The sequence below is a fragment of the Pantoea sp. 1B4 genome (genome assembly GCF_016925765.1).
GTDB lineage: Bacteria > Pseudomonadota > Gammaproteobacteria > Enterobacterales > Enterobacteriaceae > Pantoea > Pantoea agglomerans.
In genome coordinates this window covers 118,141-138,323 of sequence record NZ_JAEUWZ010000005.1, presented here as the reverse complement: position 1 = coordinate 138,323, position 20,183 = coordinate 118,141, and the positions used below count along the sequence as shown (strand labels likewise).

Below are 20,183 nucleotides of genomic sequence, written 5' to 3'. Positions count from 1 at the left end.
CTCTGATGAGAGGTCCATTTTCTGCAATCAGATGAGCACGAAAACCGCGACTTGTGCACTGAAATTAGCCGCCGTTCGTTAAGAGTATTAACAGAGTTGGTGACAGCAGAAGTTGCTGATATAAAGAGTAAAGATTGCTTATTCAGCACCCACAAGGAGCGCAGGATGGTTTGGGAATCAGAGCGACTGCTCTACAGATATACTCTTCGTGAGGATCTTGACGACCTCTTCAGAATCTATGGCGACCCCGAAACGCATAAATTTAACCCGCGAGGTCCATGGCCCGACAGAACGTATGCCATTCAGGCCATAGAGCGCATATTACAGAGCTATCAGGAACAGGGTTTTGGCGACTGGACGATATTTGAGAAAGCCCATCCGGATAAAATTATTGGTTTTGGCGGTGTGTTCAGAAGCCAGTTTGACGGTCGTCAGACGAATAATCTCGGTTACCGGTTTGAGCCTGCTGCCTGGGGAAAAGGGTATGCTACCGAGCTTTCCCGCAGAGCCATTCGTTACGGATTCGAAGAGGCCGGGCTGAGCATCATTACGGGTGTGACGCGCGAAAACCATCTGGCTTCGCGCCGGGTACTGGAAAAAGCCGGCTTAACCTTTTTGAAAAAGGTCGACGATCCGGAGGGGTTGCCTCCCAGCCTGATGTACACCCTCACACGACGTGACTGGCTTGCGGCTGGCAACATCGTTACCGCATCTGTCTGATCTTTCCCGTTTGTGATTCAGGCGTGGCGAAATCTGCGCCACCTTTTCGCACTAAGTCCCTTTAAACCCTCTCTTATCCCGCGATTAATACTCCGCTGTGTGGATTACTTTAGCCACCTTAATCAGGGGGGAGGCTTTATGGATATTCGTACAATTTTTATTTCAGCAGTTATGGCAGTCAGTCTTTTATGGATAGGCGCATCAGATAACCGTTCGTCACATCTCACCGCCGAGCCGGTTAAATCTGTCCTGAGTAAACTGCAGCCTTGATTCTCAATCGTCCGATAGCACACATTAGCGCCTGCTCAGTCTGAGATGCGGTACACTGCCGCTATCTGTTAATGCAACTTCGTTGCTTTAACCATGACGTTCAGGCTGATAAAAGCGGGAGCAAGTGATGGCGAGGGAGATGATTCGGCAGGGTGGGCGCAGCGCACGTATTCAGGCGGAAGTGCATAACACCGTTAACCGGTTGCTTGAAACGCTTGATCGTTCAGCTATTACAGTGCCGATGATCGCCGAACAGGCAGGTGTGACACCTTCCACGATCTATCGGCGCTGGGGCGATCTGTCCCAGTTGCTGGCGGATGTGGCCGTGGCACGGATGCGGCCCATTGCAGAACCGGAAGATACCGGATCGACGGCCGGCGATCTTACCGCGTTCATCCAGCAGTATGCTGAAGAGATGTCGTCCAAAGTCGGTCGTGAGCTTCTGGCTGATGTGATAGGAAGTCAGGCTGAAGTGGCGAGCCAGAAATGCTGTGGGTTTACCTATCAGCATCTTGAAACACTGAAAAGTCGGGCCGAGGCACGCGGCGAATCAGGCTTTGACGTTGATCGCATCATCGATGTGGTCGTGGCGCCGGTGATGTTTCATATTCTGTTCGGCGACCGCGACATCTCAGCAGAATACTGTTCGTCTCTGGTTCAGCGGGCATTTCAGACAGTAGTCAGCGCTGAACAAAGGGCAGGGCGGCTTGCGTGATCAGATGCTGCAAGAGTGCTCGCGCCGGATCGTCACCCTGATCTGAGCGGGCGAGCGCGATACCCAGATAGCCGGGCATTGGCAGCCGGTGTGATTCAATCACCAGCGTCTCCGGCAACCCTGCGCGGGTGCGCAGGGTGATGCCCAGCCCGGCCTGTAATGCCGCCCAGATCCCGCTAAGACTGTGGCTGGTGAACACTACCCGCCACGGAATACCTGCCTTATCCAGCGCCTCGATGGCGCGCGATCGCATGACACACGGCGCATCGAATGCCACCAGCGGCAGCGGCTCGCCGCGTTGCAGATATCCCGCCAGATCAAACGCCGGATGCTGTATCCAGGCTAACGGACACTGACCAATTAACTGCGTGCCAGCCTGCTGCTCTGCCTGCCACAGCAGCGCCAGGTCCAGCTCATGACGGGCCAGCGCCGTAAGCAGCGGCAGATTTCTGTCGACGCGTGCGGTCAGCATCACATCCGGATGCTGCCGGTTGAACGCGCCGAGAATGGCCGGCATCAATGCCTCGCCAAAATCCTCCTGCATCCCGATGCGTATTTCGCCCTGCAACGCTTCGCCTTTCACTGCCCGCAATGTCTCATCGTTCAGCGACAGCAGGCGTCTGGCGTAACTCATCAGCTGTTCGCCGCTGCGGGTCAGCTGCACATGACGCCCTTTTTTCATCACCAGCGCCGTGCCGCATTGCTGCTCAAGTTTTTTAAGCTGCGCACTGACGGCCGAGGCAGACCGACACAGATGCTGTGCCGCCAGGGCAAAGCTGCCGGCATCAATGCCCGCGACGAAACTGCGCAGCGCATCCATATCGAGGGACTCCGGTACCTTGCTCATTATTGTCCTGTAATTATGGATGGTAAGAGCTGATTAATTTGATTTTCAGGATTGAAGGCCTGAGTGACACTCTGTCTCACCACTGAGGAGTGTGCAATGAAAAAATCGCTTGATCGGGAAACACTGGCGCAGCGCGCGCCAAAACTGGCCGAACTGACACAGCAGGTGCTGTTTGGCGATATCTGGCAGCGCGAGCAGTTGTCACCGCGTGAACGCAGCCTGCTGACGCTGGCAACGTTAACCGCGCTGGGGCGGGTCCAGCAGCTGCCGTGGCACATCGATTTCGCCAGGCAAAATGGACTGACGCAGGATGAGCTGGTGGAGAGCTTCACCCATCTGGCGTTTTACGCAGGCTGGCCCGCCGCCGTCACCGCGCTGGGTTATCTGGAGGATAATCACTGATGCCCTTTACCCGAATTACCCTGCGTCAGGGCTACAGCGAGGCGGCTCTGCATCAGATCTCCACGCTCCTTCAGCAGGCGCTGGTCGCGGAATTTGACGTTCCTGAGCATGATTGCTTTCAGTTGATTGAGATGCTGCCCGCCGGACAGCGGGTATTTGATCGTCACTATCTCAGCGGCGGGCGTAGCGACAATTTCGTGCTGTTTCAGGTGACGGCAGGCCGACCGCGAACGCGGCAACAGAAGCAACGGTTTTATCATTCACTCTGTACGACGCTTCAGGCGGAGATGGCGATCGATCCTGACGACGTGATGATCATTATTCAGTTTAACAGCACCGAAGAGTGGAGCTTTAGCGGCGGCCGGATGCTGGCACAGGAGGCGTTATGATTATCATGCACTACCGTTTTACCCTGCCCGCTGACTACGACATGGGCATCATCGAACAGCGCATCAGTCTGAACGGAGCCCGGCTTGATGGCTTTCCAGGGCTGGTGGCCAAGGCATATCTTTACACTTGCCGTGATGATGACGGACAGAATGAAAACCGTTATGCGCCGCTCTATTTCTGGCGGGAGGCGAGTGGTATGCAGCGTTTCCTGCAAAGTCCTGGCTTTGCGACGCTGGTCAGGGATTTTGGCTGGCCGATCATCGAAAGCTGGCTGGCGCTTGAGGGGCTGACCCACATGCCGGATCTGGCCGATGCCCGCTTTATAACGCTGAACCGCTGGACGATTCCACCGCATTCAGACCTTACGACACTGCCGGTAACAACAGGGATCAGCGCCTGGGATGTGAGCCGCTGGCAGGGAGTAGACGTTAACGCTTCACACCAGCGCCCCGCTGGCGAGCAGGAAGTCTATCGCATCGGTTATCTGGCACGGGGTGCAGCCGCCGCGGATCTGCAACTCTAGCATCGGGAATGCCGCTGTTTTCTACTCAGAGGGCAAAAATGGCTTCAATCTCTATGCGCAGGTCAGCGGAGAAAAGTCCGCTGACCTGTACCAGCGAGCTGGCGGGCAGATGCTCGCCGTAGTTGCGATAAAGCACTTCCCGCAGCGCGGTGATCTCTGTGAAAGAGGTGATGAATATCGTGACCTTCAGCAGCGCTGCGAGCGACGTATGCTCAGCCGCGGCAACCGCCCTGAGTTGATTAAAAATGGCTTCTGCCTGTTCAGCCATATCTCCCTGCTGAGCCGCCGTACCGAAAGCGGTCAGTCCTGAGACATACAGCGTCGCGCCATGCTTCACTGCGTGGACATAAGGCGCTTTTACTTCGCCCAGTTGCGGGTAATTTTTGCGTTCTGGCATCGTCATATTTTTCTCTTTTAAATGGATTTCATACCATACAAGCTACTGGCATTAAAGCAGGCCGAAAGTTGATAGCGGGTTGAAGGATGTTTTGAATAACGAGGATGTTCGGGAAGCCAGCCGTTTACAGGTTCCGCTCTCTCCTGCACGCCGTGCAGCGATGCAGGCCCTTGCTGTCGTCAAAACAGGCATGAACGAAATGCGCATTGTGCAGACTATCCGTATGCACAAGCCTTTTTCGGGTTCTCAGGGGGGTAGCAAGTGGGGAGACAGAGAGAAATTCGCTTTTTTGCGGCCTTCAATGACTGACGGCGAATTAAGAGGTAACAGGCAGGCATGGCTGGCAGCACTTATAGGCTGATTGTTATAGCGGTTGAGGACTGCCCGCATCCACTGAACAGTTATGATGCTCACGATCTGTTTCCGGATGGCGGTGTCAGGACACGGAGCGGCAGCGACGAAAAACGGAGCTTAGCGATGAGAAGTATTCCCGCCAGTTCCGTCGTGAGAAAGAGGAGTGAAAACGGACTTATCAGACGGCAAAAGGGCAGGCTGAGATTGATCTGGCTTTCCATACGCCGGCAACTGTCATCAGATGGATATCCCGCTGGTTAGATTCGCTGCTGCATCATATCGAACTGGAGATCATGTTTTATCGCTGGAGTGAGGGATTCTCTTCCATGAAGGCTTGTGAACGCTGGGAAATAGAAGGCCTGCCAGTGTAGAAACTGTAGGCAGAGGTCGGGCGGGAGCTGGATTGTTGGGTAGTGCTGAATAAGCTGCCATTTCTCAGGCTGAAACTATGCGATTTTTTTAGGATGCTCAGGGTTTGCAGGGCTGGTAAAAACGACTGATATGACTTCACGAACTTTCGCCGTTCAGGCCCTGCAGCACGACGTCTCAGCATTGCTATGCTGTCCGTTTATTCTGCAGGAATGAGGTCGCCGGAGCAATCAACCTCCGGCAGACCGCGTTAACGGCATACGGATAGCTATTTAGCTCCACTCATCCCGGGAGAACCATCATGTCCTCCCTGACTCCCGCCGCTGCCACCCTGACCGCCGACGCCGCCAGGCCCCGCATCGCCTCCGTTTCCGCCATTACCTGATCCATCACCATTACCTCCGTTTCCTCCATTTCCGCCGTTTTCACCCCCATTACCGCCGTCGCCGCCATCTCCGTTGCTGCCAGAACCAGCATTCCCTCCGTCTCCCCCGTTTCCGTCACCGCCACCGTCACCACCGTCGCCACCATCACCGTCTGCCCATGCCGCAGTGCTGAATATTCCGGCCGCCAGAGAGGACGTTACAGTGAATACGACAATGAAAGGTCTCAGTAATGCTGAGGTTAGAATAATGAGGTATGCAACTTTCATGAGAAGGTTTTTCATATCATCCCCTGAGTTATGGACTATATACCGCCGCCATCACCACCATCGCTGCCGCCATCACCACCATCACCGCCATCACCACCATCACCACCGGGTGAATTATTCCCGCTTCCTCCGTTGCCACCATTCCCTCCATTGGCTCCGTTTGTGCCGCCATCACCGCCATTACCGCCATTGGAGTCGGAACCTGTGCCAGCATTACCGCCGTTACCGCCATTTCCTCCGTTTTCACCCGGACCACCGTCTCCGCCGTTTCCGCCATCAGAAATCAGTGACAAAGAATCAGGAGAAGGGATCGGGTATGCCGGAGAGGCATAACCGTAATGTGTTAAAACCGCCAGTATCAGAGCTGAGCACCTTAGTAAGGTCCGGCATCGTTTACAGATGTTGTGACTGGTCATTGTTACCTCCATCACCGCCAGCACCTCCGGGGGGCATTGTCTGTTGACCCGCCATCACCACCGTTTCCACCATTAGCGCTACCGTGTGCATTGTTATGATGTTTGTGGTGTTTGTGATGCGATTCAGTCCCGGCGTTTGCACCGTTTGCGCCGTTACCACCATTTCCGCCGTTACCCCCCAGAAGCAGAACCGTTACCGCCGTTACCTCCGTTCAGGCAGCCGGTGCCGGGCACGCCGTCTTTACCATTTTCTCCGTTAGGCGAAGCGGCGTTCCCATCCTGTCCGTTCTGATTTTCACAGGCAGAAAGCTGGATAATGCCTTGCGGGAATGTCTGACTGAATACCGGCAGGGAAAAGAGCAGCCCTGCAGAAAGCGGGAAAAGAATCAGAGTGTTGTGCAGCTTTGACATAGAAGTTTCATCCTTTAATTAATGGCCGCCTTCAGGAGGCGACCATTTTTAGTTAGATTCAGCAGCCTGATTACGCACCACCACCATCGCCACCGCCGTCACCACCATCACCACCACCGTCACCGTCTCCGGAACCATTGCCGTTAGCTGAGCCGTTGCCAGTACCGTTACCATTACCGCTGTCGTTCCCGTTACCGCTGCCGCTGTTATTACCGCCATCGCCTCCGGGGCCACCAGGAGAATTGGCACCAGCACCTCCGTTCCCGCCGTTGCCACCATTAGCATCGTCGATAAGTAAGAAGGTATGTGAGGAGTGATCAGTCAACGGTTCGTTATGTAAGGGTGCGGCAACAGAAAGTCGCGCCGCAGAGAGAACAAAAATACCCAAAGCAAGAGCTAATTTTTTATGTCTCATAATCCATCCTTAAAGGGTAAGAAATACATGAGATAATCTTTGGCCCATCCCGTAGCTAATGAGCCGTTTAATTAAAAGTAAATTAACTGAAAATTAAAAACTAAGGATTGTAATGAAAGGTTTATCGATGTTTTATAATGTTTTTATTTGAATTAAATCGAAGTTGTCGGAGGTGTTATTTAAATGTTAAGCCTTTAAATTTAAATGATATTAAAGACTAATAATTATCCTGCTAACAGTTTACTGTTTTCATGAAAATATACACATTACATTTTTATTAATGTAGCGCGCTTGTCAAAGAACAGAAAAATAAAAAAAATTAAATTTAAAAAAAAACAGAAGCAAATATCATTTTTATATAATTAATCTGACTTTTATGAGGCATGGTCATGGGGAAAACTGTTTAACCACTCTGAATTCGTTTTACCGAACCTGTGAAATTCAGAAATTTCATGAAGCATTATCAGAACTGCGGCAGGCGGGACCTCAACAGCTAAAAAACCGACTCATTATCGTGCGTGCAGCAAACAAAATAGTGGTGCTGTGAGAGCGTTCAGCTTGCAACCGGTCAGGAGTATGCGTGAATTTACGTCAAACTCTTCACTGCATAACCCTCCGGCTCCTGCCCTGGCAGGCAGTCGTCGAGCTTCACTCCGTCAAACTTGCAGGCGAGTTCGTGCCTGACGGCTGAGGACAACGGTTGCAACCGGCTATCAAAAGAGAGGTGCTCATGAGCGGTAAACGTTATCCCGAAGAGTCAAAAATCGAAGCGGTTAAACAGGTCGTTGATCGTAGCCATTCCCTTGCAAGTGTCGCCACCCGTCCTGGTATCATCACGCACAGCCTCTATGCCTGAGTAAAAAAGTAGGGCCCTGATTCATCAGCCACTAAAGCGCATTCTGATACCTGGTCTGAGAGTCGGCGACTTCAGAAAGAAGTGAACCGGGTCTGGCGACTGATGAAGCGTGCCGGAATAAAAGCTCAGATCGAGTACCGGAACCTACGAGCACGCAAAGGTGAAGCCAGCATAGTGTCACCCAACAGACTCCAGCGTCAGTTCAATCTGGAGGCACCTGATGAGCGCTGGGTGACGAGCATAACGTACATCCGGCCGCATGAAGGCTGACTTTATGTGGCCGTGGTGGTTGATCTGTTCTCCTGGAAAATTATCAGCATTGTCAATGCAACACGCCCGTCAGAAATCAGCGCTTCAGCATCTGCTGGCAGGCGAGGTTATCCTGGGCGGCGCGCTGCTGTCCATCAGGTGTCAGTTGCTGCCAGCGAGCAATCACGCTGCGGCCCAGCCCCGATTTATAAGTGATTTTTTGCAGCGCATAATCAGAGTTGCCGCCTTCAATGACGTTCTGCATCTGCCGGTCGAGGGGCTGCTTACTATCATGATCAATCGCGCAGAACACCGCGACGTAATACGCCTTATCTTCCTCACTGTCCTGTGGGATAAACCACCAGGCGGTCAGGGCGAGGATCAGCAGCAGGGGCAGGATATATTTTACTTTAGCCATTTTAGTCACCGGTTGAGTGCCGTTAAGTCAGCCGGGTATGGCCAGACGCAGGGCGCGTATCCTGCCACAGTTTCCGCTCACCGTTAACCTCGTTTAGCCGCTGTTGAGGCAATGTTCAGTTTGCTGGCGCTTCAATTAGCGTCGTACTGATTTGCGCACCCGGCATCATCTGCTGTAATCCCGAAACCAGATCGTCGCTGGCCTGTTGCAGCGCGGAAAGCGGCATAGCGGGCAGACTTTCCAGAATGAACCACATCTGCTGCGCACTGGCATCCAGTCGGGTTCTTACACCCTGACGCCAGTTCCAGCGGCGACAGGTTACGCCCTGATCGTCGCGCCAGATCACTTCGCCTGGTTCCGGCGACTCATAAACCACCTCGCCCTCTTTAACGGTATCGAAACGTTCACTGCCGTCAGCTATCACCAGGCGTGGCTCGCCAGCATAGGCCGCGATATTTTCACCCCCGACCGGCAGCGCATAACGAATGCTGATGGCGTTATAGAGATCGACAACCGGATCGATGGCAGGCAATGCGCCATCCCGCAGCACACGCTTACGCAATGCTTCTGCCGAACAGGGTGTACGTTTCGCTTTGGCACCAAAGGCTTTAAACACCTCAGCCCAGGCGGCGAGATGCGCGTCTGCCCACGCCGCATCATCATTTAACACCTGCTGGCATGCGCTCTTCAGTGCTTCGCTGGCAACTTCTGGTCGGGTAATCGGTGTGGCTTCCACCACAATACTCATGGCACGAAAGCCGGGAGCGAGCGCGAAAACAGCGGGAGCGATTGACGGGTGAACAGATAACATCGGATACTCTCTCAGTGACTAATTTATTTCATAGTAATGACCGATGACCAAAAAAGTCAATATAACGACCGATGCGGGTGCCGATGTCGCCAGTGTCAATCAGGCTGTTTCGGACAGCATCAAAAGCTGGCGTAAAAGTCAGAAACTCTCGCTGGATGAGTTATCCCGCCGGGCTGGCGTCAGTAAAGGCATGCTGGTGGAGATCGAGAAGGGTGTCGCCAATCCCAGCATTGCCATTCTCTGTAAAGTGGCTGCCGCACTGGGCGTCTCGGTGGCAGATATCGTCAACGTTGCGCATGCGCCTGACGCCTGGCTGATTGAGAACAGCGAAATGCCCCGGCTGTGGCAGGGCGAGCAGGGCGGTTATGCGCAACTGCTGGCGGGAACCCGTGGGCCGGATATGATCGAGCTCTGGCGCTGGCAGATGTTTGCGGGCGAAGCTTTCCGTTCTGCCGGTCACTCCTCAGGCACACTCGAACTGTTGCATGTCGAGCAGGGCACGCTCGCCTTAACGGTGGGTGAGCAGACCCTCGTGGTGCAGCAGGGCTGTGCAGCCGTAGCGCGAACCGATATGCCGCATGCCTATGCCAGCGCCGATCACCTGCCGGTTATCTTCACCATGACGGTGGCCGAACTGCAGCGCTGACGGCACTATTCTGCGGCTGTCGCTTCGCCTGGACACGCCAGCAGCAGCGTTTTCAGCAACCTTTCCAGTTCGGCACGCTCTGAAGCGCCAAGCGGTGCCAGCAACGCCTCCTGCGTAGCGGTATGGACGCGGAGTGCATGCTCAATCTGCTGCTGCCCGTGCGGCGTCAGCCCGACCAGCATGCTGCGCTTATCCTCTGGCGCGGCAATACGCTCAATCAGATGCTGCTGCTCCAGCCGGTTCAGACGATTTGTCATCGCACCGGAAGTCACCAGCAGCGCCTGGTAGAGCTGGGTGGGCGACAGGCGAAAAGGCGATCCCGCCCGTCGCAATGTCGCCAGCACATCAAATTCTCCCTCCTGAAAACCAAAAGGCTCCAGTGCCTGACTGCGCGCTTTCGCCAGATGTTTCATCAGACGCAGCACCCTGCCGAAGATCCGCATTGAAGAGGCGTCGAGATCGGGCATCGCGTCGTCCCACTGACTGACAACGAAATCAATATGGTCATGCATAAATTACCTTTAAATATTGTGGTTATGTTGTCGGGTTGTGCGCAGCCTCTTAACACCGGGGGGGAATTTATCTTAACGTTAAGATAAATGGTGGCAGCCCGGAGCTGTCATCGTCAATCCTCTGTTAAGGCGTCGATGATGAAAAATAAGGTGTTGTTCCCCATTCTGTTTGCCGTGATCGCTTTTCTTATCGGGCTGAATCTGCGGCCTATGCTGGCGATTATCGGCCCGCTGTTCCCGGTGTTGCAACTGCAGGCCGGATTGTCGTCGACGACGTTCAGTCTGCTGACCACGCTGCCAGTGGCGATGATGGGTCTGGCCGCACTCTCTGGCCCGTGGCTGATCGCCCGCATCGGGCCGGTAAAGGGAATCGCCGCCGGTTTGCTCTGTCTGACGTTCGCCTGCCTGTGGCGCGGCGTTACGCTTACTCCCTCTCAGCTGCTGCTCACCGCGCTGGCGGGGGGGCGCAGGAATTGGCGTGATACAGGCGCTGATGCCCGCTCTGATCCGGCAACGCTTTGCTGAGGCCGCGGCGACGCTGATGGCGCTGTTCAGCACGGGCATTATGGCGGGCGCGGCACTGACTGCTGCCGGTGCCGACCCGCTGTTTTCATGGCTGGGCCTGCAACCCGCGCTGGCGCTTTCCGGCGGGTTAACGCTGGTCACACTGCTGATCTGGCTGACTTTAGTCAGACGATCGCCGCAGGTGAGCGTGGCCTCTGATGCAGCGACGCTGCCTGTGCGGCGTACCCTGTTGCTGATGCTCTTTTTCGGCATTGGCACGGGTGCTTATACATTAGTGCTGGCCTGGCTGCCGCCATTCTATATTCAACTGGGCTGGAGTGCTCGCCACAGTGGCTATCTGCTCGCGGCCCTGACGTTAACCGAAGTGGTGGCAGGATTCATCGTCTCGGCGACGTTACATCGCTTTCCCGATCGCCGTCCGCTGCTGCTCGGCGTGCTGGCCCTGTTGCTGTTGGGGCTGCTGAGTCTGGTCTTTTACCCGGGCACGATGCCGATACTCTCTTCACTGTTACTGGGTACGGGCATCGGTGCGCTCTTTCCGCTGTCGCTGATCGTCACGCTGGATCATGCGCGCAGTGCCAGAGAGGCGGGCATTCTGCTATCACGCGTGCAGGGAGGCGGATATATGATTGCGGCTCTGATGCCGCTGCTGGCAGGCTGGGTGCGTGATAGCGGAACGTCAATGACTCAGGCCTGGCTGATCATGAGCGCTGGCGTTGTGCTGTTAATGGTGATTGCCCGACGCTTCAGACCTCAGAACAGTATCAACTGAACAAAGCCGTTGCCGATCAATGTCGATCTGGCATGCTGGAATAAAACCCCTGAACCCGGAGTGCATTGTGAAAGTGATTGGTCTGTTAGGCGGTATGTCGTGGGAGTCTACCGCGCTCTATTATCGCATTCTGAATCAGCAGGTTAAACAGCGGCTGGGCGGCCTGCACTCGGCGGAGCTGGTGCTCTATAGCGTCGATTTTCAGCGTATTGAGCAGCTACAGGCCGCGGGAGAGTGGCAGCAGGCGGGAGAGATACTGGCTGAAGCGGCACGCAATCTGGAACGGGCTGGCGCGCAGTTCATCGTACTCTGTACCAACACCATGCATAAAGTGGCAACACAAATCAGCGCCGCAACGGGCATCCCGCTGCTGCATATCGCCGACGCCACCGGACGGCGCATTCAGCAGGCCGGGGTGCGTAAGGTCGGATTACTGGCGACGCGATTCACCATGGAACAGGATTTCTATCGCGGGCGACTTCAGCAGCAGTTTGGTCTTGAGGTGATCACGCCGGATAGAGAGGATCGGATTTTTGTGCATGAGGTGATTTACCACGAACTCTGTCTGGGCGAGATCAATCCCGCGTCGCGTCGCCGTTATGGGGAGATCATGCAGCAACTGGTTGCGCAGGGGGGCGGAGGCCATTATTCTCGGCTGCACCGAAATCACACTGCTGGTGGATGCCACGGATGCCAGTGTGCCACTGTTTGATACCACGCTTATCCACGCGGAAGAGGCTGTTACCCAGGCGCTGGCCTGACGTTTATCCTGCACTTAGCCTTGAGGGAATCGCATGAAAATTGAAAATCTGCCGTTTGGCCTGACCCAGTGGGATCAGATTGAAGAGACGATTCATCCCGGCGACCAGGGGCAGGCGACCTGGCGAACCGTGAAGTTTAACGATATCCGGGTGCGGATGGTCGACTATTCACCAGGCTATGTCGCCGATCACTGGTGCACAAAGGGCCATATTTTGCTGTGCATGGCGGGTGAGTTGCATACTGAACTGGCAGATGGTCGCCGTTTCGTGCTGACACCGGGCGTCAGCTATCAGGTGGCGGACGATGCTGAACCACATCGCTCCTTTACGTCCACAGGCGCGCAACTCTTCATCGTTGACTGAGTTCACCATCAGCCTCTCTGGTGATCACCTGCTGGTGAATCATCGCGTCGTTGACACTTTTAAAAGTAAACTGAATCAGCTTTATAAAAATCAGCAAAATTAATGGCTTATTTCATCAGAGTTATCTGGTTCTGACAGGAATAATTTCCATCAGGTTGTATGCTAGAAGCCTTATAAGAACGTTTTGCATTCACCTGAGGTGGGGAAGCCTGTGCTGATAAAAAAGAAGAAAGTTCGTTCGCATACCGAAGATCGACTGCTGGCGCTGGTGCTTGCCACCACCGCCGGCATCCTTAATGCCATGGCGCTGGGCGCGTTTGGATTTTTTCCATCGCATATGACGGGTAACACCTCGCAAATCTCCCAGGAAGTGACCACCAGCGACCTCCATACCATGCTGTTTTTGATGGCACTGATTATTGCCTTTGTGCTGGGCTGTACCGTTGCCCGGCTGGCGGTGGTAGTGGGGATCAAACATAAGTTACGCACCATATTCTGTCTGATCATTCTGGCGGAAGGGGCGGCACTGACGGCGGCATCAATCTTTGAAATCGTGTTCTACCGGCCAAGCTTTAACGGGGAAGTGCTGTTAATGCTGGGCTTTTTTAATGGGGATTCATAATGCGACATCGACGCAGCTCTCCAATGGCCGCGTCAGATCGACCCACATTACCGGCACGCTGACCGATGCGGGTATTGCGCTGGGGTCGTGGATCTTTGCCCACACGTCGCACGCCGTGCATCTTGAAACCGACGATCGTCGCTTTTTCCAGAAGGTTCTGCACACCCATCTGACTACCGTGTTTTCATTCCTGAGCGGCTGTATTGCCGGTCTGCTGCTGTTCAAAGTCTATGGCTTTAACGCCATGGTTGGACTGGGGATATTTCTGATGCTGGTGGCACTGACGGCCATCGCTATCACCGTGCAGCGTACCCGCAGAAGCCTCTACTGACAGTAAAACCTCCCGCCCGATGCACACAGCGCATCGGGCGGGTTGCTTACTGCTGCGTTCGGGTTGGCCGCACCACGATTTCGTTCACATCTACCTCTTCAGGCTGTTCAATGGCATAGCACACGGCGCGACCAATGGCGTCCGGCTGCAACGCGATAGCGCGATAGTGCTGCATCGCCTCGGCGGCTGCCGGATCGGTAATGGTTGATGCCAGCTCGCTCTCCACCACACCGGGATGGACACAGGTCACCCGTAGCTGACTGTTCTCCTGCCGTAATCCGTCGGAAATCGCCCGCACCGCAAACTTAGTGGCGCAGTAGACGGCTGCGGTGGGCGACACGGCCAGCGCCCCTATCGACGCGACGTTGATGATGTGGCCGCGCTGGTGGGCCAGCATGGTCGGCAACACTGACGCAATGCCATACAGCACCCCTTTGATGTTTACGTCGATCATCTGTTCCCACTCTTCCACCCGCAGCGACGCCATCGGTGACAAGGGCATAATACCGGCGTTATTGATCATTACATCCACCCGGCCCCATCTCTCCAGCGCATACTCAACGAACTGCGTCATCTCTTCGCGGCGCGTTACATCAAGCGCTTTGATCGCCACCTCTGCACCATTGAACTGCAGCTCTTCAGCCAGCGCGGCCAGGCGGCTTTCCCGCCGCGCACCCAGCAGCAGAATGACATCTGTTTTCGCCAGTTCACGTGCAATGCCTGCACCGATGCCGCTTGAGGCGCCGGTAATTAAAATCACTTTCTGAGTCATTTTGTTTCTCCAGTCAGGTTGTCACTGGCGATCATACGGCGACTGCATTATAAAGATAATCCACCGAACGCTTTACGCACTGGTAACTCAATCTGACCAATGAATGCCGATAAAAATGCTCTCGAAGTTTTTGTGATTGTGGCGCAGACGCGAAATTTCCGGCTGGCCGCAGAACAATTAGGTGTTACGCGTCCGGCGATCAGCCAGAGTCTGCGGCGTCTGGAAGACCGGCTTAACATCACGCTGATGCAGCGCACCACAAGATCGGTTCAGCTGACAGAAGCCGGACAGCGGCTCTATGCCGAAGTGGCGCCGGCGATCAACCAGCTCAATCGCGCCGTGACCGATATTGCCGAACTGGCTGCGGAACCTCGGGGCCAGCTGCGGCTGGCGATCTCCTCGATTGCTGAGCGGATGTTGGGGGGAAAATTACTGGCGAGCTTTATTACCGCTTACCCGCAGGTTGAGCTGGAAATCACCGTCACCGATGAGGAGTTTGATATTGTCGGGCAGGGCTATGACGCGGGCGTGCGGCTGGGGGGAGGTGATTGCTCAGGATATGATTGCGGTACCGGTATCCACCGCGCAGCGTCAGGTGGCGGTGGCGTCACCCGCCTATCTGGCTCGTGCAGGCACGCCGCAACATCCTCAGGATCTGGTCAATCATCGCTGCATCGGCTGGCGAAAAGGGCCTGGTCTGGCCCCTTATCGCTGGGAGTTCGCAGAGCAGGGACGCGAGTTTGATGTTGCCGTCAATCCGCAACTCACCACCAATGACATGGGGGTGATGATTCGCACCGCCTGCGCCGGGGGCGGCATCAGCTTTGGCATGGAAGAAACCTTCCAGCCTTACATCGCACGTGGCGAACTGGTGACCCTGCTCGATGCATGGTTGCCTGCCTTTGCCGGCTTCTATCTCTATTTTCCAAGCCGCAAAAATCTGGCCCCCAAGCTGAGGGCGCTGATCGATCACGTCAGACTTTAGCGACAGAATGCACGTCTGATTTAGCGCTGATATTGCTGATCGCTGACCTGCTCCAGCCAGTCAACCGGCGAGCCGTTCAGTGACTCAGCGATAGCAATATGCGTCATGGCGTTATCCGGCGTTGCACCGTGCCAGTGCTTCACGTTTTCCGGGATCCAGACGATATCACCGGTGTTCATCACCTGAATGGCTTCACCCTCACACTGAATCCAGCCCTGGCCATGCGTGACGATCAGGGTTTGCCCGAGTGGATGGGTATGCCATGCGGTGCGGGCACCCGGTTCAAAAGTCACCGTTGCGCCACCCACGCGGGCGGGTTCGGTTGCCTGGAATGGCGCATCAATCCGAACCGTGCCGGTAAAATATTCAGCAGGTCCCTTACGCGAAGGCAGCGATCCGTTGGCGATAATTTTCATTACTCACTCCTGTTGTTAACGTGTCATGCACAGTGTAACCGGCAAGCCGGAGCGTGATTAGCCCGCTCAGTCGGCAAACGGTTATGAGCCGGGCTCATTAATTGCCTGACAGTTTTCAGGCTGTCATGTTGTAACGGGTGATGATGTTAATTTTAGAGTAGGGCGCGGGCGGTTCTGAGGCGGGCAAAAATCCATGAAACGCCAGCAGCGTTCTGAAAGCGTGCAGCGCATCAAGCTGTAAATTATGCTCGATTAATGCATCAATTTTACCGGCCTGCAGCAGTGCACGATTCTCACGATCGAGATCGTGACCAATAAAAGCGTTAACCGTCCGCTTTTGTTCGGCAAAAGCGCGCAGTATGCCGGGATTACCGCCACCGACTGTGTAGACCGCATCTGCATCCGGATGTCTCTGCAAAAACTGTGTCACCGACTGCTGCATCCGGGCGTCAATGCCATAACCGCCTGCCACCACGCTCACCTGATGCTGGGGCGCAAACTCCTGCATTGCTCGCTGAAACCCCTGAATTCTCTCCTGTTCGCCAATGAAATCGTGACTGCCGGTCACAGCCACAATATGCGAACGACTCACCCGCAGCCATTTTGACATCAGAAAAGCCGCCACTTTACCGGCATCAAAATTATCCATGCCGATATAGCGCAGGCGCGCGCTGCCGGGCAGGTCGCTCATCATGGTGACCACCGGAACGCGTTGTTTCAGCAGTGATTCAAGGGTGGGATGAAGTTCACCAGAACAGGCTGCCTTAAGAATGACGCCGTGACTATGCAACGCTTTTTTATTCAGCAGCGCGTTAATCGCCTCCGCAGTCAAATTCGCGCCGAAGTGGAAACGCAGCTGAAGTTTAAAGGCAGTAAAACTGGCAATCTGACTGCTGAACGCCTCACGTATCAGTGGCTGAAAGCGGTCAGGTGTATGCATGATGACGTCGAAATAGATCGTTCTTCCCCTGGCGAGTCCCGCTTTTTGCATCAGTTCCAGGTCCGCTATCGCCTGCTGGATTCGGTGCTGGGTCGTGGCATGCACGTTGCCGCGCTGATGCAGGGCCCGGTCGATGGTCGCCAGACTGAGTCCCGACTGGGCAGCAATCTGTTTCAGGGTAAATTTAGCCATGTGCTGCTCGTGACACCAGAGGATGACGATAGTTTTATCATACTGCTGGCCATTGTCAGATGATCATTTGTGAAAGGCTGGTCAGCACATATCAGGCCGGGAAAGCTGCCCCGCAGGTTATCGCAACAAACAGTGAGTCGTAAAAGTGTTTATAACACATTCAGCCAAAAGTCTGTTTCCGCGATATATAACTATCCAACTCTCAATATACATGGGCATAAATAGATTACAGCGGTTGCTACCACGTTTTGGCTATTTATAGCTTCAGGGCTGCATGGGGTGAAAATAAAGCAAGATAATATTCTGAGGTTGTATAGTTAATAACCTTTTTTGCCGCTTCGCTTATATTTCCCGCTTGACGGCTTTTTTTGTTTTTTTGGCTCCCGCTAATGATAGACTGTATATGCATACACCATCGGGAGGTCGTGTGAAGTACGACAACGATAATGAAATCCGTGCGCTGGTCGGTGCGGTAGTCAGTGATTTGATCAAGGCGGGAGAGCCGGTTCATTTCCACGACATTACGGACGCGCTGTTTCGCCTGAGCGAAGAGACGCGTGACAGCAGGCTGAAAGCATTGTGTCAGGAAGCGATAAGCTTTTTCACTCGTAAGATGCATTAAGGTTGCCAGGCCTGATGCCGGGCGTTGTCCCGGCCTGTGTCATGATAGCGGCCCTGCTACCTTTGACATCGGCGAGAATAAGAGGCATTGCATATTGCTGGCAGCCATTAAAACGGATTTTTTGTGAGTCGTTTGTTTTTTATTCAGCGAGACGGTTGATGACCGCATTAAAAATGTCAGTCAGATCTTTCTGTTGATTATTCATTAGGGGTGGCGAATTTCTGATAAAGAAGTTCGCCTTTTCATTGGCAGGTCTTATTAAGCCTGAATGATCATCATCTGGCATGATTGCAAAAAAAGCGTTATCGTCGGGATCAAATCCCTGCTACATCATTAACCTGCAAAAGAATTTTTATATCGGATAATTTCTGTGTGGCATATCGGGTATACAGCGAAAGTGAGGGAAGGAAACAAAAGCGGGCGAGGGGGGAAGAGTATCCTGCGTTACCAGAGGTAACGCAGAATGGCGTATCAGATGCCGGTATCGTCTGGCGTGCGGCCAACCACGATTTCCAGCGTTTTGCGTAACACATCCAGCCTGACAACATCTGAAGTGCATTCCAGTTCAGCGATCAAATAGAGGATGATCGCTTTATTGGTTACACGTCCCTGATCAGCAACAATGTCACGAATCACTGCGCCCAGCAGTTCAGTTTCCGGAGCAAGCTGATCGCCTGCGCTACGGAAGTAGTCAATGATTGAAGAATCTGATGATGAATGCTGCATGATTATTCTTTCTCTGAGGAAAATGGGTCAGATGCAATGGTTGAAGTCAAAAACGAGTGTAGGCGCAGTTTTCGTTTTGCCCAGCCCGCCTTAAAAATTCTGTTCAGGTCTGCCGCTTCGCTTAAAATTAGCCGCATGTATCAGGTACGCAGTACGCTCAATCAGTGCTTTTTCGAACCTTCAGGCGGGCCATCACTGTTCATACGATGAGCCGTGTTATCACGTTCGGCACCGTCGCCCTGCACGCGTTTGCGCGCGGCAACCATACCATTACGGACTTCAGTGATGGCTTTGCGAATCACTGACACTTTCACGGCGTCGTCAGCATCAGCAGCCATCAGTTCGAGCTGTGCGATTAAGGCGTTGCTGGATACCGGTTTGTCTGACTTGAGTAATGTCAGAACGGCTTCGCCGATCATAACATCTGTCAGTTTCTCATCTTCACTTCTGTACATACTGGCTTCTCTGATTGCGAATCAATGGCCATGCTGCGGGTCCGTATGCGTCAGCGGGTGCGACTTAGTGCACCCGATACGGGAAGCAGAACTGGGCTTTATTGCTAGGATAGATCTTCCTGGGTGATGGCTGAAACAGGCGTCCTGATTAACATGCACGACCGTGAGAGGGCATTAATCTTCGCGACGAAAAAGCATCGCAATGAGTTCATGCAGATGACTCTCTTCTTCTGGCGTGGCAGCCAGTTCAAGGCGACTCAGCAGTTTACTGCAAATCGTTTTCCGACTAAGGCTGTGACCTGCGCGCAGAATTTCCACCACAACCGAACCCAGCGTCTCCTGTTGCGACGGTGAGCTGGCCTGATTGAAGTAACGGGCAATATCGCTGATCGTTTCCGGGGCTTGTCCGTTCTGACGCATGTTGTTGTCCTCAGGTGGTTTAAATGTATGCACTCTGGATGCGCAAGTTATACATCTTTGCAAAACTTGTACAGAATTTTGGATTTTTGGGATTGATTTTTTTGTGCAAAAAGTGCTAAGGCTTTTAAAACAGGGTGTTACGAGGAGTTTGTAGCGAGGTAAAAATTGTACCAGATTCTTGTATCATTAACACCACACCGACGCTCCGACCTGAATATTAAGGCCGGAGAGGAACGGCACACCTGGGTTAGTGTTTAAAGAAGATGTCATCAGCAGAGACGGGAGCAGCGGGCTCTTTGCCAATGGTTTTGGCAAGCCAGGTCGCCGGGGCGGTGCTGCGGGAACCGATGGTTTTGAACCCCATCAGCCATTGAAGCGCATGCTGCATCTGCTCAAGGCGACTCTCATTAACTTCAGAGTCAGCCATGACCCTTAGTTCATTAATCAGCAGTTCAACATTCACTTCCTGACCGGCATTAAACAGGTTCATTGCGGCTTCGCCAATGATGACATTCGCTTTTTCGTCGCTGGAAAAATACAAATTATCCTCCTGGGTGATTGCGGTAAGTAACATTAACTGTAGCAAAAAAATTTACGAAGCTTAATCAATTCAGCCTATCAATAAGATTATTTTAATTGTCGGTCTGCTATGCGTGTCATGTGAGTGCCGCCAGGTGTCAGAACGCTTTTCGGTAAATTGCGCCGTCAGGATGGGCTTTTTGTAATCCTGTTATCGTTCCTGCGGTTTACTCAACCACAGATGAGAAAGGCGTAAAACCCGGTTATAGCTATACATCACGCTTTCCATAAACTTCCCATCATTGAAATTAAATTTCTATATATCAACAAGTAAAGCGATTCGCTTACAAAACTTCACATTCGGGCCCGGACGCTGAAGAAACTTCACA

General features: G+C 53.6%; 26 protein-coding genes and 5 pseudogenes. 15 read left to right on the top strand and 16 right to left on the bottom strand.

What is annotated here, in order from left to right; translation table 11 throughout:
* Window positions 1–165 precede the first annotated feature (165 nt).
* The 3 genes from JNO11_RS22150 to JNO11_RS22140 all read left to right on the top strand — a co-directional run bounded on the left by JNO11_RS22150 (window position 166) and on the right by JNO11_RS22140 (window position 1,705).
* Window positions 166–720: a GNAT family N-acetyltransferase gene (locus tag JNO11_RS22150; RefSeq protein ID WP_089414709.1), complete on the top strand. Its 555-nt coding sequence runs from the start codon at window positions 166–168 to the stop codon at window positions 718–720.
* A 138-nt stretch (window positions 721–858) separates the two neighbouring features.
* Window positions 859–990 carry a hypothetical protein gene (locus JNO11_RS22145; protein ID WP_010670579.1) on the top strand — a complete coding sequence of 44 codons (132 nt, stop codon included), beginning with the start codon at window positions 859–861 and terminating at the stop codon, window positions 988–990.
* 127 nt (window positions 991–1,117) lie between these two features.
* Window positions 1,118–1,705, top strand: coding sequence for a TetR/AcrR family transcriptional regulator (locus JNO11_RS22140; protein ID WP_124890711.1), 588 nt, complete (start codon window positions 1,118–1,120; stop codon window positions 1,703–1,705).
* On the opposite strand, the gene JNO11_RS22135 is transcribed toward JNO11_RS22140, so the two are convergent.
* Window positions 1,671–2,552 (bottom strand): LysR substrate-binding domain-containing protein, encoded by an 882-nt coding sequence (locus JNO11_RS22135; RefSeq protein ID WP_325177930.1) that lies wholly within the window; start codon window positions 2,550–2,552, stop codon window positions 1,671–1,673. The two genes, JNO11_RS22140 and JNO11_RS22135, sit on opposite strands and share 35 nt — an antisense overlap.
* Before the next feature lie 96 nt (window positions 2,553–2,648).
* On the opposite strand from JNO11_RS22135, the gene JNO11_RS22130 reads away from it, so the two are divergent.
* From JNO11_RS22130 to JNO11_RS22120, 3 genes are read left to right on the top strand one after another with little or no spacing between them, the layout of a single operon-like run.
* Window positions 2,649–2,954: a carboxymuconolactone decarboxylase family protein gene (locus JNO11_RS22130; protein WP_039387870.1), complete on the top strand. Its 306-nt coding sequence runs from the start codon at window positions 2,649–2,651 to the stop codon at window positions 2,952–2,954.
* Window positions 2,954–3,343, top strand: a complete 390-nt coding sequence (locus JNO11_RS22125; protein ID WP_022624557.1) for a tautomerase family protein — start codon at window positions 2,954–2,956, stop codon at window positions 3,341–3,343. The genes JNO11_RS22130 and JNO11_RS22125 overlap by 1 nt, the downstream gene beginning before the upstream one ends.
* On the top strand, window positions 3,340–3,867 hold the full coding sequence (locus JNO11_RS22120) for a DUF4865 family protein (RefSeq protein ID WP_010246862.1): 528 nt from the start codon (window positions 3,340–3,342) through the stop codon (window positions 3,865–3,867). Before JNO11_RS22125 ends, JNO11_RS22120 begins: the two co-directional genes overlap by 4 nt.
* 25 nt (window positions 3,868–3,892) lie before the next feature.
* Here JNO11_RS22120 and JNO11_RS22115 read toward each other — a convergent pair whose 3' ends face one another.
* A complete protein-coding gene (locus JNO11_RS22115) occupies window positions 3,893–4,270 on the bottom strand; it encodes a RidA family protein (protein WP_033787194.1) in 378 nt (125 codons plus the stop codon).
* A gap of 73 nt (window positions 4,271–4,343) precedes the next feature.
* On the opposite strand from JNO11_RS22115, the gene JNO11_RS22110 reads away from it, so the two are divergent.
* The gene (locus JNO11_RS22110; RefSeq protein WP_325177929.1) at window positions 4,344–4,625 is read left to right on the top strand and encodes a hypothetical protein; all 282 of its coding nucleotides are present in this window, start codon (window positions 4,344–4,346) and stop codon (window positions 4,623–4,625) included.
* 644 nt (window positions 4,626–5,269) lie between these two features.
* On the opposite strand, the gene JNO11_RS22105 is transcribed toward JNO11_RS22110, so the two are convergent.
* The 4 genes from JNO11_RS22105 to JNO11_RS22090 all read right to left on the bottom strand — a co-directional run bounded on the left by JNO11_RS22105 (window position 5,270) and on the right by JNO11_RS22090 (window position 6,715).
* Window positions 5,270–5,518: a hypothetical protein gene (locus JNO11_RS22105; protein ID WP_231905515.1), complete on the bottom strand. Its 249-nt coding sequence runs from the start codon at window positions 5,516–5,518 to the stop codon at window positions 5,270–5,272.
* A 149-nt stretch (window positions 5,519–5,667) separates the two neighbouring features.
* A complete protein-coding gene (locus tag JNO11_RS22100; protein ID WP_325177928.1) occupies window positions 5,668–5,916 on the bottom strand; it encodes a hypothetical protein in 249 nt (82 codons plus the stop codon).
* 310 nt (window positions 5,917–6,226) lie between these two features.
* Window positions 6,227–6,466 (bottom strand): hypothetical protein, encoded by a 240-nt coding sequence (locus JNO11_RS22095; RefSeq protein WP_325177927.1) that lies wholly within the window; start codon window positions 6,464–6,466, stop codon window positions 6,227–6,229.
* Between the two features lie 48 nt (window positions 6,467–6,514).
* On the bottom strand, window positions 6,515–6,715 hold the full coding sequence (locus tag JNO11_RS22090; protein WP_241689615.1) for a hypothetical protein: 201 nt from the start codon (window positions 6,713–6,715) through the stop codon (window positions 6,515–6,517).
* A gap of 896 nt (window positions 6,716–7,611) precedes the next feature.
* Here JNO11_RS22090 and JNO11_RS22085 point away from each other — a divergent pair.
* Window positions 7,612–8,004, top strand: a pseudogene (locus JNO11_RS22085) (transposase); the annotation flags it as partial.
* A 79-nt stretch (window positions 8,005–8,083) separates the two neighbouring features.
* Here JNO11_RS22085 and JNO11_RS22080 read toward each other — a convergent pair.
* Together JNO11_RS22080 and JNO11_RS22075 are read right to left on the bottom strand one after the other, a co-directional pair.
* Window positions 8,084–8,404, bottom strand: coding sequence for a hypothetical protein (locus JNO11_RS22080; RefSeq protein ID WP_325177926.1), 321 nt, complete (start codon window positions 8,402–8,404; stop codon window positions 8,084–8,086).
* A 115-nt stretch (window positions 8,405–8,519) separates the two neighbouring features.
* Window positions 8,520–9,215, bottom strand: coding sequence for a B3/4 domain-containing protein (locus JNO11_RS22075; RefSeq protein WP_325177925.1), 696 nt, complete (start codon window positions 9,213–9,215; stop codon window positions 8,520–8,522).
* A 43-nt stretch (window positions 9,216–9,258) separates the two neighbouring features.
* On the opposite strand from JNO11_RS22075, the gene JNO11_RS22070 reads away from it, so the two are divergent.
* Window positions 9,259–9,861 carry a helix-turn-helix transcriptional regulator gene (locus tag JNO11_RS22070; protein WP_158149798.1) on the top strand — a complete coding sequence of 201 codons (603 nt, stop codon included), beginning with the start codon at window positions 9,259–9,261 and terminating at the stop codon, window positions 9,859–9,861.
* Window positions 9,862–9,866: 5 nt separating this feature from the next.
* Here the strand turns inward: JNO11_RS22070 and JNO11_RS22065 are convergent, their stop codons facing one another.
* Entirely contained in the window at window positions 9,867–10,373 is a 507-nt protein-coding gene (locus JNO11_RS22065; RefSeq protein WP_022624551.1) for a MarR family transcriptional regulator, read from the bottom strand.
* Window positions 10,374–10,511: 138 nt separating this feature from the next.
* Here JNO11_RS22065 and JNO11_RS22060 point away from each other — a divergent pair.
* From JNO11_RS22060 to JNO11_RS22045, 4 genes and pseudogenes are all read left to right on the top strand, one after another.
* Window positions 10,512–11,670, top strand: a pseudogene (locus JNO11_RS22060) (MFS transporter).
* 67 nt (window positions 11,671–11,737) lie between these two features.
* Window positions 11,738–12,431 (top strand): annotated as a pseudogene (locus JNO11_RS22055) (aspartate/glutamate racemase family protein).
* A 33-nt stretch (window positions 12,432–12,464) separates the two neighbouring features.
* Complete coding sequence (locus tag JNO11_RS22050) at window positions 12,465–12,794, top strand: DHCW motif cupin fold protein (protein WP_010670565.1); 330 nt, start codon at window positions 12,465–12,467, stop codon at window positions 12,792–12,794.
* Window positions 12,795–13,005: 211 nt separating this feature from the next.
* Window positions 13,006–13,747, top strand: a pseudogene (locus tag JNO11_RS22045) (YoaK family protein).
* Window positions 13,748–13,793: 46 nt separating this feature from the next.
* Here JNO11_RS22045 and JNO11_RS22040 read toward each other — a convergent pair.
* Window positions 13,794–14,519 carry an SDR family oxidoreductase gene (locus JNO11_RS22040; RefSeq protein WP_192073036.1) on the bottom strand — a complete coding sequence of 242 codons (726 nt, stop codon included), beginning with the start codon at window positions 14,517–14,519 and terminating at the stop codon, window positions 13,794–13,796.
* 99 nt (window positions 14,520–14,618) lie between these two features.
* Here JNO11_RS22040 and JNO11_RS22035 point away from each other — a divergent pair.
* Window positions 14,619–15,504 (top strand): annotated as a pseudogene (locus JNO11_RS22035) (LysR family transcriptional regulator).
* A gap of 20 nt (window positions 15,505–15,524) precedes the next feature.
* Here the strand turns inward: JNO11_RS22035 and JNO11_RS22030 are convergent.
* Together JNO11_RS22030 and JNO11_RS22025 are read right to left on the bottom strand one after the other, a co-directional pair.
* The gene (locus tag JNO11_RS22030) at window positions 15,525–15,920 is read right to left on the bottom strand and encodes a cupin domain-containing protein (RefSeq protein ID WP_010246880.1); all 396 of its coding nucleotides are present in this window, start codon (window positions 15,918–15,920) and stop codon (window positions 15,525–15,527) included.
* Window positions 15,921–16,035: 115 nt separating this feature from the next.
* Window positions 16,036–17,052 carry a substrate-binding domain-containing protein gene (locus JNO11_RS22025; RefSeq protein ID WP_033760784.1) on the bottom strand — a complete coding sequence of 339 codons (1,017 nt, stop codon included), beginning with the start codon at window positions 17,050–17,052 and terminating at the stop codon, window positions 16,036–16,038.
* 427 nt (window positions 17,053–17,479) lie between these two features.
* On the opposite strand from JNO11_RS22025, the gene JNO11_RS22020 reads away from it, so the two are divergent.
* Complete coding sequence (locus JNO11_RS22020) at window positions 17,480–17,674, top strand: hypothetical protein (protein ID WP_010246886.1); 195 nt, start codon at window positions 17,480–17,482, stop codon at window positions 17,672–17,674.
* 471 nt (window positions 17,675–18,145) lie between these two features.
* Here the strand turns inward: JNO11_RS22020 and JNO11_RS22015 are convergent, their stop codons facing one another.
* From JNO11_RS22015 to JNO11_RS22000, 4 genes are all read right to left on the bottom strand, one after another.
* Entirely contained in the window at window positions 18,146–18,400 is a 255-nt protein-coding gene (locus tag JNO11_RS22015) for a biofilm/acid-resistance regulator YmgB/AriR (RefSeq protein WP_010246887.1), read from the bottom strand.
* A gap of 161 nt (window positions 18,401–18,561) precedes the next feature.
* A complete protein-coding gene (locus tag JNO11_RS22010) occupies window positions 18,562–18,855 on the bottom strand; it encodes a hypothetical protein (RefSeq protein WP_010670560.1) in 294 nt (97 codons plus the stop codon).
* Between the two features lie 174 nt (window positions 18,856–19,029).
* A complete protein-coding gene (ycgZ, locus tag JNO11_RS22005) occupies window positions 19,030–19,275 on the bottom strand; it encodes a regulatory protein YcgZ (RefSeq protein ID WP_010246891.1) in 246 nt (81 codons plus the stop codon).
* 247 nt (window positions 19,276–19,522) lie between these two features.
* Window positions 19,523–19,816, bottom strand: a complete 294-nt coding sequence (locus JNO11_RS22000) for a hypothetical protein (RefSeq protein WP_325177924.1) — start codon at window positions 19,814–19,816, stop codon at window positions 19,523–19,525.
* Between the last annotated feature and the right edge of the window lie 367 nt (window positions 19,817–20,183).

What these genes read in the sequence shown, in the direction of transcription:
- JNO11_RS22015 (WP_010246887.1), bottom strand. Translation starts at nt 18,400, where the DNA reads ATGCAGCATTCATCATCAGATTCTTCAATCATTGACTACTTCCGTAGC.
- JNO11_RS22105 (WP_231905515.1), bottom strand. Translation starts at nt 5,518, where the DNA reads ATGGTGGCGACGGTGGTGACGGTGGCGGTGACGGAAACGGGGGAGACG.
- JNO11_RS22150 (WP_089414709.1), top strand. Translation starts at nt 166, where the DNA reads ATGGTTTGGGAATCAGAGCGACTGCTCTACAGATATACTCTTCGTGAG.
- JNO11_RS22050 (WP_010670565.1), top strand. Translation starts at nt 12,465, where the DNA reads ATGAAAATTGAAAATCTGCCGTTTGGCCTGACCCAGTGGGATCAGATT.
- JNO11_RS22040 (WP_192073036.1), bottom strand. Translation starts at nt 14,519, where the DNA reads ATGACTCAGAAAGTGATTTTAATTACCGGCGCCTCAAGCGGCATCGGT.
- JNO11_RS22075 (WP_325177925.1), bottom strand. Translation starts at nt 9,215, where the DNA reads ATGTTATCTGTTCACCCGTCAATCGCTCCCGCTGTTTTCGCGCTCGCT.
- JNO11_RS22125 (WP_022624557.1), top strand. Translation starts at nt 2,954, where the DNA reads ATGCCCTTTACCCGAATTACCCTGCGTCAGGGCTACAGCGAGGCGGCT.
- JNO11_RS22025 (WP_033760784.1), bottom strand. Translation starts at nt 17,052, where the DNA reads ATGGCTAAATTTACCCTGAAACAGATTGCTGCCCAGTCGGGACTCAGT.
- JNO11_RS22080 (WP_325177926.1), bottom strand. Translation starts at nt 8,404, where the DNA reads ATGGCTAAAGTAAAATATATCCTGCCCCTGCTGCTGATCCTCGCCCTG.
- JNO11_RS22130 (WP_039387870.1), top strand. Translation starts at nt 2,649, where the DNA reads ATGAAAAAATCGCTTGATCGGGAAACACTGGCGCAGCGCGCGCCAAAA.
- JNO11_RS22070 (WP_158149798.1), top strand. Translation starts at nt 9,259, where the DNA reads ATGACCAAAAAAGTCAATATAACGACCGATGCGGGTGCCGATGTCGCC.
- JNO11_RS22115 (WP_033787194.1), bottom strand. Translation starts at nt 4,270, where the DNA reads ATGACGATGCCAGAACGCAAAAATTACCCGCAACTGGGCGAAGTAAAA.
- JNO11_RS22010 (WP_010670560.1), bottom strand. Translation starts at nt 18,855, where the DNA reads ATGTACAGAAGTGAAGATGAGAAACTGACAGATGTTATGATCGGCGAA.
- JNO11_RS22100 (WP_325177928.1), bottom strand. Translation starts at nt 5,916, where the DNA reads ATGGCGGAAACGGCGGAGACGGTGGTCCGGGTGAAAACGGAGGAAATG.
- JNO11_RS22145 (WP_010670579.1), top strand. Translation starts at nt 859, where the DNA reads ATGGATATTCGTACAATTTTTATTTCAGCAGTTATGGCAGTCAGTCTT.
- JNO11_RS22065 (WP_022624551.1), bottom strand. Translation starts at nt 10,373, where the DNA reads ATGCATGACCATATTGATTTCGTTGTCAGTCAGTGGGACGACGCGATG.
- JNO11_RS22030 (WP_010246880.1), bottom strand. Translation starts at nt 15,920, where the DNA reads ATGAAAATTATCGCCAACGGATCGCTGCCTTCGCGTAAGGGACCTGCT.
- JNO11_RS22135 (WP_325177930.1), bottom strand. Translation starts at nt 2,552, where the DNA reads ATGAGCAAGGTACCGGAGTCCCTCGATATGGATGCGCTGCGCAGTTTC.
- JNO11_RS22095 (WP_325177927.1), bottom strand. Translation starts at nt 6,466, where the DNA reads ATGTCAAAGCTGCACAACACTCTGATTCTTTTCCCGCTTTCTGCAGGG.
- JNO11_RS22140 (WP_124890711.1), top strand. Translation starts at nt 1,118, where the DNA reads ATGGCGAGGGAGATGATTCGGCAGGGTGGGCGCAGCGCACGTATTCAG.
- JNO11_RS22120 (WP_010246862.1), top strand. Translation starts at nt 3,340, where the DNA reads ATGATTATCATGCACTACCGTTTTACCCTGCCCGCTGACTACGACATG.
- ycgZ (WP_010246891.1), bottom strand. Translation starts at nt 19,275, where the DNA reads ATGCGTCAGAACGGACAAGCCCCGGAAACGATCAGCGATATTGCCCGT.